The organism is Fundidesulfovibrio sp., from assembly GCF_058402725.1.
In genome coordinates, this window is record NZ_JBZVFJ010000131.1 from 1 (window position 1) to 10176 (window position 10176).

General features: G+C 69.3%; 10 protein-coding genes. 5 read left to right on the forward strand and 5 right to left on the reverse strand.

Annotation, left to right across the window (positions count from 1 at the left end; genetic code table 11):
• The 4 genes from ACV4UX_RS14875 to ACV4UX_RS14890 form a co-directional block, all read right to left on the reverse strand.
• Positions 1-594, reverse strand: a 594-nt coding sequence (locus tag ACV4UX_RS14875; protein ID WP_491594064.1) for a response regulator, incomplete at its 3' end; no start/stop codon positions are given.
• A gap of 149 nt (positions 595-743) precedes the next feature.
• Positions 744-2582 carry an ABC-F family ATP-binding cassette domain-containing protein gene (locus ACV4UX_RS14880; protein WP_491594065.1) on the reverse strand — a complete coding sequence of 613 codons (1839 nt, stop codon included), beginning with the start codon at positions 2580-2582 and terminating at the stop codon, positions 744-746.
• A gap of 282 nt (positions 2583-2864) precedes the next feature.
• The gene (locus ACV4UX_RS14885) at positions 2865-3221 is read right to left on the reverse strand and encodes a hypothetical protein (RefSeq protein WP_491594066.1); all 357 of its coding nucleotides are present in this window, start codon (positions 3219-3221) and stop codon (positions 2865-2867) included.
• Positions 3222-3365: 144 nt separating this feature from the next.
• On the reverse strand, positions 3366-3758 hold the full coding sequence (locus ACV4UX_RS14890; RefSeq protein WP_491594067.1) for a CBS domain-containing protein: 393 nt from the start codon (positions 3756-3758) through the stop codon (positions 3366-3368).
• Positions 3759-4125: 367 nt separating this feature from the next.
• Between ACV4UX_RS14890 and ACV4UX_RS14895 the strand changes: the two genes are divergently transcribed.
• The 4 genes from ACV4UX_RS14895 to ACV4UX_RS14910 all read left to right on the forward strand — a co-directional run bounded on the left by ACV4UX_RS14895 (position 4126) and on the right by ACV4UX_RS14910 (position 7255).
• Positions 4126-4734, forward strand: a complete 609-nt coding sequence (locus ACV4UX_RS14895) for a hypothetical protein (protein ID WP_491594068.1) — start codon at positions 4126-4128, stop codon at positions 4732-4734.
• A gap of 29 nt (positions 4735-4763) precedes the next feature.
• Entirely contained in the window at positions 4764-5105 is a 342-nt protein-coding gene (locus ACV4UX_RS14900) for a hypothetical protein (RefSeq protein ID WP_491594069.1), read from the forward strand.
• Between the two features lie 49 nt (positions 5106-5154).
• A complete protein-coding gene (locus tag ACV4UX_RS14905) occupies positions 5155-5610 on the forward strand; it encodes a Fur family transcriptional regulator (protein WP_491594070.1) in 456 nt (151 codons plus the stop codon).
• Positions 5611-5797: 187 nt separating this feature from the next.
• A complete protein-coding gene (locus tag ACV4UX_RS14910; protein ID WP_491594071.1) occupies positions 5798-7255 on the forward strand; it encodes a catalase in 1458 nt (485 codons plus the stop codon).
• 831 nt (positions 7256-8086) lie between these two features.
• Here the strand turns inward: ACV4UX_RS14910 and ACV4UX_RS14915 are convergent.
• Entirely contained in the window at positions 8087-8764 is a 678-nt protein-coding gene (locus ACV4UX_RS14915) for a hypothetical protein (protein WP_491594072.1), read from the reverse strand.
• Between the two features lie 302 nt (positions 8765-9066).
• Here ACV4UX_RS14915 and ACV4UX_RS14920 point away from each other — a divergent pair, with 302 nt between their 5' ends.
• Positions 9067-9885 (forward strand): nitroreductase family protein, encoded by an 819-nt coding sequence (locus tag ACV4UX_RS14920; RefSeq protein WP_491594073.1) that lies wholly within the window; start codon positions 9067-9069, stop codon positions 9883-9885.
• The last annotated feature ends 291 nt before the right edge of the window (positions 9886-10176 follow it).

Genomic DNA, 10176 nt, shown 5'->3' on the forward strand with positions numbered 1-10176 from the left:
CCCCGAGGCCCGGCAGTCCATGGCCAGCCGATTGAGCAGGGCCAGCCCCGCCCCCGTAAGGCGCACCGAGGCGTCCAGGCGCACCGCCAGGGCCTCGCCCTTGCGCGAGGCCTCGCCGACCAGGGCCTCCAGACGGGCCTCTGAATCGGCCGAGAGCCGTCCCCGCGCGTCCAGCACCGTGGCCCCCGCAACGCTGCGGCGCGCAACCTGCCCCGCCTCCTCGCGCCGGGCGTCCAGGCGCTCCTGCACACGGGCCAGGGCCTGGGCCAGCGCCTCGGCGCGGATGGGCTTGTCCAGGAAGTCCGCCGCGTCCAGCCCCAGCGAGGTGAGCACCAGCTCCACGTCGCCGTGCCCCGTGACCACCACCACCTCGGCCTGGGGGTCCATGGCCTTGATGCGCGCCAGCACCTCCAGCCCGTCCATGTCGGGCATCTTCACGTCGGTGAAGACGATGCCCGGCCGCTCCCGGGCGAAGACCTCCAGGCCCTCGGCCCCGCTCGCGGCCGTGAGCGCACGGTACCCCATGGCCTCCAGGAGGAGGCTGAACATGGTCAGCGTGGGCTTCTCGTCGTCGACGACCAGCACGGTGCGCATGATGCCCCCTGCGGCCGGTCGGATGGCTCCGGCCCGCGCGGCAATATGTTTTTTCTAGCCAGTAACCCGGCGCGGCGTTCCTGTCCAGAAAGCTCGGGACGCTACACACCTCTCGTGCGCCCTGCGGGAGGCCTACCGGAGGCCCCGGCCTACGCAGATTCGGGATCGGACAGCGCGGCGCGCTTGTCCTCCAGCTCGGCCCAGCGGGCGTAAAGCCGGTCCACCTCGGCCTGGGCCTCGTCGCGCCGGATCAGGCGGGCCTCCAGCTCGCTGGCCACGTGGGCCACGGCCGGATCGGCCAGCTCCTCCTCGCGCGCGGCGAGGGCCGTCTCGGCCTCTCCGATGACCGCCTCCATGCCCTCCAGTTCCCGCTCCTCCTTGTAGGTGAGCTTTTTGGCCGGACGTTTGGCAGGGCGGCGCGGCGGCTCCGCTTCGCGCCGCTCGCGGGGGGCCTGGGCCTCGCGGAGGTGGGCGTCCCACTGTTCCAGGGAGGCCAGGGGCACGGCCAGGCCCTGGCCGTCCAGGCCCAGCAGGGCCGTGGACACGGCGTCCAGGAGGTAGCGGTCGTGGGTGATGAGGGCCACGGCGCCGGGGAAGTCCCGCAGGCTCTCCTCCAGGACCTCCAGGGTGGGGATGTCCAGGTCGTTGGTGGGCTCGTCCAGCAGAAGCACGTCGGCCGGGCGCAGCATGAGCCGCGCGATGAAGAGCCGCGCCTGCTCGCCGCCCGAGAGCAGGCCCACGGGCAGGTCCAGCTGGTCGGGCCGGAAAAGGAAGCGCTTGGCCCAGGTGGCCACGTGGACCTGGCGGCCCTGGTGGACCACGGCGTCGCCGTGGGGGGCCAGGGCGCGGCGCAGGCTCTCGTCGGGGTCGAGCTGTTCGCGGGCCTGGTCGAAATAGGCCGTCTCCAGGGCCGGGGCGCGCCGCACCGTGCCGCGCGCGGGCTCCTGCTCCCCGGCCAGGATGCGCAGGAGCGTGGACTTGCCCGACCCGTTGGCCCCCACCAGCCCCAGGCGCGTGCCCGGCGAGAACACCAGGTCCAGGCCGTCGAAGAGCGTGCGCCCGCCCGCGTCGTGCCCCAGGCCCTCCACGGTGAGCAGCCTGCGCGTCTGGCGGCCGCCGCCCTGGAAGTCGATGCCCGCGCTGCCCGCCTGGGCGTTGCGCTCCTTGGCGCGGGCCAACTCGCCCATGAGCCTCCCGGCCTCGTCAATGCGCGCCTTGGCCTTGGTGGTGCGGGCCTTGGCCCCCCGGCGCAGCCACTCCACCTCGCGCCGCACCCTGTTGGCCAGGGCCGACTCGTACCCGGCCTGGGCCGCGCGGTACTCCTCGCGCCGCTCCAGCAGGGCCGAATAGGGGCCTTCCACGTCCAGGCAGCAGCCGGGATAGGCCGGAGAGAGCTCGATCATGCGCCGGGCGGTGTTCTCCAGGAAGGCCCTGTCGTGGCTGATCACCACGAAGGCGAAGCGCGCGCCCAGGAGGAAGCGCTCCAGCCAGAGGGTGGATTCCAGGTCCAGGTGGTTGGTGGGCTCGTCCAGGAGCAGGAGGTCCGGGTCCTGGACAACGGCCCGGGCCAGGGCCAGGCGCTTGCGCCAGCCGCCCGAGAGGGATTCCACCGGCTGCGTGGGGTCGGAGAACCCGGTGCGCGAGAGGGCCTCGCCCACGCGCACGTGGAGCTGGGCGTCGTCCAGGCCCAGCCCGGCCAGGGCAAGGGCCACGGCCTGCTCCACGGTCTCTACCCCCGGGAAGGCGTCCTGCTGCTCCACCCAGGCCAGGCGGGCCTGGCGGCGCAGGATGCGCTCCCCCGCGTCCGGGGCCTCGGCCCCGGCCAGGATGCGCAAGAGCGTGGACTTGCCCGATCCGTTGGCCCCGATGAGGCCCACGCGCTCGCCCTCGTGCAGGGTGAGGGCCACTTCCGAAAACAGCGTGCGCGCGCCGTGGGCCTTGGCGACCCCGCGCAGGGAGACGATGGTGCTCATGACGAGCCAGGGCATAGGGCATCGGGCGGGCCACGTCAAAGCCCGCGCGACGCCGGGCGCGGCGGACCGGCCACCCGCGGCGGCCATGCCGGGCCTGCCGGAGGCGCCTGACAGGACGGGCCGGAGCGCATGCCCCGGCCCGCCAGTGTTTCAAGGCCTGGGAGGCAGTCTCCCTCCCGGCCGACGGTGGCCTAGTGTTGCGTCCTCATAATCCGTCCATACGGACTCTTGAGGCAATCATACAAAACCATTGATTTTAATTTTGAAAAACATTTCATGTTTTTCAAAATCACGACACTAGAGGCCCTTCTCGAACTTGCGCAGGGCCAGGCGGAAGGCCGCCACCACGTAGGTGTCGCAGTCCACGCAGTCGCCCGTTTGCTCGGGGGGCGTGATGCCCGCGCGCAGATCGTCTCCGGAGATGGACCACGCGGCGTCCAGGTCCTTGCCTTTGGCGGTCTGGATGAGGGCCGCCAGCCACTGGCGGCTGTAGGGGCATTCCACCGCGCCGCCCACGTCCTCGACCGAGTCGTTCCTGATGAGGATCTGCAAGTCGATGGGGCGCTTGCAGAACGTGCTGCCGTAGACGACCCGGGACGTGAAGGCGTCCAGCGGCTTCAGCTCCGGGCCGGATGTGTCTGATTGCTTGACCATGTCGTCGTCTCCCTTGGACGCGCCCCGGGCCGTGAGCCCGGAGAGCCTGCCCAACCTGCCTTGATGCGGGCGGCCCTCACGCCCGCATTCGGTTGCCCGTTCCGGCCGTTGCCCCACCGGGTCCGGCCGGACGCCTCACGCGCTTCAGGAGGCCTTGCCGTGCACGCCCAGGGCGATGAGGATGTCCCACATGGCGATCACCCCCACGAGCTTCGTGCCCTCGAACACCGGCATGCCGGCCACGTTCTTCTCCTCCATCACCTTGGCGGCGTCCTGGAGCGAGTCCTCGGGCGAGGCCGCGACGAGCTTGACGTTCATGACGTCCGCCACGCGCACGGCCGTGGGGTCCAGGCCCGGCGCAATGACCTTGGCGATCATGTCGCGCACGGTGACGGCCCCGTAGATTTCCCCGGCCTTGTCCACCTCGACCATGAGCCGGCGCATGTTGTTCTCGGCCATGATGCGCATGGCCTGGGCCGCCGTGGCGTCCTTGCCCACAAACATGATCCGCTTGGACATGGCGTCTTTGACTTTCATCGTATCCTCCGATCGTTACGCTGTTTCGCGCGCTCTGGCGCTTCCCCCGCCCTTGCCGGAACCTTCCGGGACTGGGCCCCACTTCCCGACCACCGGAGGCCTCGCACGATCCGTGCCTAATGTGAAATTTATAACAGACTCAAATGCAAGGCAATACGCAGCCGCCGATTCCCGCTACGGACACCAGGTGTCAGGTTTCTTTCCAGTCGGCAAAAAATTCTTGAAAATCCGATCGTTGAAGACGGAATGGCGCGCCAAGGCGGGCCAGGCCCCCGGGAATCTTTACATCGGACGGTTTCCCGGCATAGTCGGAACATGGCGCGGCCCTTGCCTGACCGGCCGCGACGCCCAAGCCCCAGGAGGCCCCATGCCCCCGCGCGACGATCCTAAACCCCTGCTGAACTGGAGCATGAGCGTCCCGCTGCTTACCAACCGTTTCATGTTCCTGGATTTCCTGCGCTGGATGGGGCTCACCTGCCTGGTGATGGCCCTCATCGCCTGTTTGATCGGGCTCTTCGCGGGCGACGCCGGGGTGTTCCTGGGCGTGCTCCAGCTCTTCGGGGTCGTCTGCGCGGGCATGGCCCTGCTCTTCGTGCTGGTGATGCTCCTGTTTTTCGGCAACCGCCTGGACATGGCCTTCCGCCTGGACGAGCGCGGCGCGCACGCCCTGGTGGCCAGCCGCCGGGGCCGCGCCGCAAACCGCCTCGCCGTGATCCTGGGGACCCTGGCCGGCAAGCCCTCGGCCGTGGGCGCGGGACTCCTGGCCCAGGCCCAGGAGCACACCTTCGTGGACTACTCCCTGGTTCGCCGCGCGCGCTTCTCGCCCCGCCAGCGCGTGATCAGCCTGGGAACCTGGTGGCTGCGCACGGTACGCCTCTACTGCACCCCGCGAAGCTACCCCGAGGCCGAACGCCTGGTCCGCCAGGGCCTGGCGCGCAACGCTCGCCGGGCAAGAATCGTCGACGATCCGGCCTGATCCGCCCCCGACACCGCAAGGAGGCTCCCATGCGCCGACTTCTCGCCGCCGCCGTGCTGACCGTCCTTTTCAGCGTGTTCGCCGCCGCCCAGTCCCTCCAGGAGGCCGACCTGACCGTCCAACGCCTTGTCCCTCTGCGCATGGGCCACTTCAAGGTGGTCACCTCCAAGGGCGTCTACTCTGTCTGGCTGGATTTCGAGGACGGCGAGGAACGCTTCGAGCGCATCGCCGCCCCCGGCTCGGGCAGGACCGTGCGCGTCCGGCTGGAAAGGGCGACGACCCCCGGGGTCAAGGGGCACATCGTCGAGATTCGCTTCAACGAACAAGCCCTTGAAACCGACAAGCTTTCCAGCGCGGCGCCGGGACAGTGACGTACGCCGCTTGACCTGGGCGGAACATGCCTGTAACCGTTTTAAAGTCATGAAACCCAAGAACGTCGTGCCCCAGTCCGAACGGCTCGCCGCCATCCTGGAACGCCTCAAGGCCAAGGATCTGCGCCTCACTCCGCAGCGCCTGGCCATCGTCAAGGCCGTGCTGGCGCATCCGGGACACCCCACGGTGGAACAGATCCATCGCGAGATCCTGGGCGACTACCCCACCACCAGCCTGGCCACGGTCTACAAGACCGTGGGCCTGCTCAAGGCCGAGGGCGAAATCCTGGAACTGGGCTTCGGCGAACAGGGCAGCCGCTACGACGGACTGCGCCCCAGGCCGCACCCCCACATGATCTGCTCGCGCTGCGGCGAGATCCTCGACCTGGAACTCGACGGACTCGAAGACATCGTGGCCCGCTTCGCCGCAAGCACCGGCTACGCCGTGGACTCCCACCGCTTCGACGTGTTCGGCGTCTGCCCGCGCTGCAGGGAGTCCGACTAGTTCTTTTCCGTTGACAAGAATCATTCCTTCTGGAAAAGAATTATTCAGCCTCGCGGACGTTCGCTCCTGCCTCCCGCTCCAGAACGGTCCGACGGCTGTTCGCCTTGACGCCTCTCCGCATCTTCGCCTCTTCCGGCCGACGCCGTGTCGGCGAACCGTTGCGCACCCTTTCGCACAGGAGGACCACGTGCCCACGAAACGACTCACCACCAACGCCGGCGCCCCCGTCCCCGACAACCAGAACGCGCTCACCGCCGGGCCGCGCGGCCCCATGCTCCTCCAGGACGTGTGGTTCCTGGAGAAGCTGGCCCACTTCGACCGGGAGGTCATCCCCGAGCGGCGCATGCACGCCAAGGGCTCCGGGGCCTACGGAACCTTCACCGTCACCCACGACATCACCCGCTGCACCAAGGCCAAGATCTTCTCCGAAATCGGCAAGAAGACCGAACTCTTCGTGCGCTTCTCCACCGTGGCCGGAGAGCGCGGCGCGGCCGACGCCGAACGCGACATCCGAGGCTTCGCCATCAAGTTCTACACCGAGGAAGGCAACTGGGACCTCGTGGGCAACAACACCCCCGTGTTCTTCCTGCGCGATCCGCTGAAATTTCCCGACCTCAACCACGCCGTGAAGCGCGACCCGCGCACCAACCTGCGCAGCGCAAAAAACAACTGGGACTTCTGGACCTCGCTCCCCGAGGCCCTGCACCAGGTCACGGTGGTCATGAGCGACCGGGGCATCCCCGCCACCTACCGCCACATGCACGGCTTCGGCAGCCACACCTTCAGCTTCATCAACGCCCAGGGCGAACGCTTCTGGGTGAAGTTCCACCTCAAGAGCCAGCAGGGCATCAAGAACCTCACCGACGCCGAGGCCGAGGAACTCGTGGGGCGCGACCGCGAAAGCCACCAGCGCGACCTCTACGAGAGCATCGAAAAGGGCGACTACCCCCGCTGGACTTTCAGCGTCCAGGTGATGCCCGAAAAGGACGCCGCCAAGCTGCCCTACCACCCCTTCGACCTCACCAAGGTCTGGCTCCACTCGGACTATCCGCTCATGGAGGTGGGCGTGCTGGAGCTCAACCGCAACCCTGAAAACTACTTCGCCGAGGTGGAGCAGGCGGCCTTCAACCCGGCCAACGTGGTCCCGGGCATCGGCTTCTCCCCCGACAAAATGCTCCAGGGGCGCCTCTTCTCCTACGGCGACGCCCAGCGCTACCGCCTGGGCGTGAACCACCACCTCATCCCCGTGAACGCCGCGCGCTGCCCCTTCCACAGCTATCACCGCGACGGGGCCATGCGCGTGGACGGCAACCACGGCTCCACCCTGGGCTACGAGCCCAACAGCTACGGCGAATGGCAGCAGCAGCCCGACTTCGCCGAGCCGCCCCTGGCCCTGGACGGACCGGCAGACCACTGGAACTTCCGCGAGGACGACGCCGACTACTTCGCCCAGCCCGGCAAGCTCTTCCGGCTCATGACCCCCGCGCAGCAGGAGGCCCTCTTCGGCAACACCGCACGGGCCATGGGCGACGCGCCCCTGGAGGTCAAGCTGCGCCACGTGGGCAACTGCCTCAAGGCCGACCCGGCCTACGGCAAGGGCGTGGCCAAGGCCCTGGGCATCCCCGAGAGCGACCTGCCCAAGTAGCGGGAACGCCTGAACCGACCACAGGGCCGGGAAGGCGCACGCCGTCCCGGCCCTGCCGTTCGTACGCCCCCCCGAAGCCTTAGCGCCGCTCGCAGCACCGCCCCGGGGCTCCGTATCCCCTGACGGAGCGTCCAGCGAGCGCGCCCCCGCACACGCGCACCTCCGGGATTCCCGGCGCGACTCGCTGCACAACGGGGCTGCGCACAGGTGCAACTCCCTGCACATGACATTTCATACCTGCCAGGAATGCATTAATACAACAATCCATGGACACTGACGATACGCAAAAAGGAACCCATCTTGCATCGCTCAACGCGAAAACACGCCCGGCGTGCAGACTTTGCACATCACCCGGCGACGAATCTTCCTCAAGGAGCCCCCCATGAAGCGACTCGCCCTCCTCGCACTGCTGGCATCCGCCCCACTGCTGACCCCGGCCGCAATGGCCCAGGGACAGGGCCCTTCGGGATCCGTCGGACAGCCCCCGACCCCCGTCCTCTGCCCGCTTTGCCCGGCGACCGGCGGCGTCCAGCCCGGAACTTCCGGCCTGTCCCTGGGGCAGCTTCAGGGCGGCCCGACGGGGCAGCCCGCCGATCCGCTCTACCGGATGCTAGGCCCTGGCGACGGCTCCCAGCCCCGACCGCTGGACGGGTCCGGCTTCGGCAGCCCCTGGTAGGCTCGAAGACGCCCAGACTGCGGGAAGCCCCCGGCTGATTCCCCGGGGCTTCCCGTTGCGGCGCGCCACGGCCGGAACAAGCGCACCGGACCGCCTCCGGGAAGCGCCAACCGCCAGCTCGTGCCGCAGACGCGCTGTGCCTTGCCCCGCGACGCTCAGTCCGTGTCGTGCTCCACGCGCACCGTGATGCCGTAGCGCTTCAGGAAGGCCTTCCAGGCCGCCGTGGGATAGGGCCGCCGGGCCTCCAGGGCGCGGAAGGCCCCGTTCACGCAATTGTGCCAGTCGTAGGCGGCCACCCTGGCGCGCTGGACCGGGTTTTGCGCCCGTGACAGGGCCTCGAACGCGGCCGGGCACAACTTCCCCGGCTCCAGCACCTTGCCTGCGCTTTTGACCTCGAAGGGCGCGCGCAGGGCCTGCGGGTCCCACGTGCGCAGGTAGCGCAGCCTGGCCTCGGAGAGGGCCAGCACGAAGCCGTTCTCCTCCAGGCACCAGGCCTTCGCGGCCTCCAGCTCCCCGGGCGGGTCGCTCGCGGCCAGTTCCGCCATCAGGGAGCGCGCGCCGCGCAGGTTCACCTCGGCGTTGTCCAGAAAGCCGGGAGCGGCGATGGTCCGGTCCCCGCAGGGCTTGTAGCCGGGCTCGCCGTCCGGGCAGACTTCCAGCGAGGCCCGCGCGATCATCTCCGAGCCCGTGTACAGCCCGTCCGGGCCGAAGCGCAGGGCCAGACGCACCGTCTCCATGGGGATGCGCGCGTCGTCGAAGGAATACCTCTCGACCCTGCCCGGCAGCTCCTCCTGGAGCACCACCTTCTTTGCGTAGGCCTCCGCAGAGGCCATCCAGAGAAACGCCCAGGCGCACGCAGACACCCTCAACAGAACAGCCCCTTTTCCGAAGGAATCCGCCATGCCGCACCTCCCTGTTCCGGATGTGTCCGCCCGGGTGGGACGCGTCGCCGCCGGGCCTTGATGGATCGGGTATGCCCGCATCGGGCGCGTGCGTCAAAGCTTGTCCCGCCGCCATCCCACGACGATTGGCCCTGGAGTCGATCCCCCGATGCCTGTATGCAGGAGGCGCGCGCCGACCGGCCGGACACCTTCCTGCCGCACGCGCCACACCGGACCACCCATACGGAGGAACCATGCTCGACCTGCGCATCGACGAGACGCTCTGCATCCGCTGCGGCGAGTGCGCCGCCGACTGTCCCGCCGGGATCATCACCCTGAACGATCTGCCCGGGATCACCGACGAGCAGGGCTGCTACAAGTGCATGCACTGCTACGCGGTCTGCCCCGAGGGGGCGCTCTCCATCCTGGGGAGCGACCCCGCCGACCCGGCCTGGAAGCCCGGCCCCCTGCCCGGGGCAGGAGAACTGGCCAACCTGGTGCGCATGCGCCGCTCCGTGCGCCGCTTCCAGGACGAGAACCTCCCCTGGGAGCGCATCGAGGCCCTGCTCCAGGACGCCAGCCACGCCCCCACCGGGGTCAACGCCCGCGACGTGCTCTTCACCGTCACCCGGGACAAGGCCTTCACCGCCGCCCTGGGCCGCGAGATGCTCGACGCCGTGGCCGCCGCCAAGGACGCCGGACGCCTGCCCGAGGGGCTGGTGGGCCAATACCTGGGCTGGGTGGCCAAGTGCTGGAAGGAGGAGGGCCGCGACGTGATCCTGCGCGGCGCGCCGCACCTGCTGCTGGCCAGCGCCCCCGCCGACGCGCCCTGCCCCGTGCAGGACACGCACATCGCCCTGGCCACCTTCGAGCTCCTGGCTGCGTCCCAGGGCCTGGGAACCCTTTGGGACGGCCTGTTCATGATGGCCCTGGCCGTCTGCCCGGAGATCCTGCCCCGTCTCGGGCTGCCCGAGGGGCACCAGATCGGCTACGCCATGCTCTTCGGCAAGCCCGCCGTGGCCTACCACCGCGTGGCCCCGCACGGCCCGGCCAACGTGAACGTCCTGGGCTGAGGCGGCCGCCCCCCCCCACGCACCGGAACGCCGGGACGGCCGCACGGCTGCCCCGGCCCGACCTCCGGGGCCGGGCCAACGCCGGACGGGAGGCCCCGGGCGCTCCTGAAAACGCGCTGCCCGGAACTGCTGGCCCCCAGGCAGGCCTGTCAGCCAACAGCGTACTGGCGCCTTGAACGCAAGTGGAATCAACGCCGTTGCGGCTTCGCGTTTTCCGCTCAATACGATTCGATGCACTCCGCGACAGTTGCACACGGAGCGCTCTCACATGCTTGCGACGATATGGTTCAC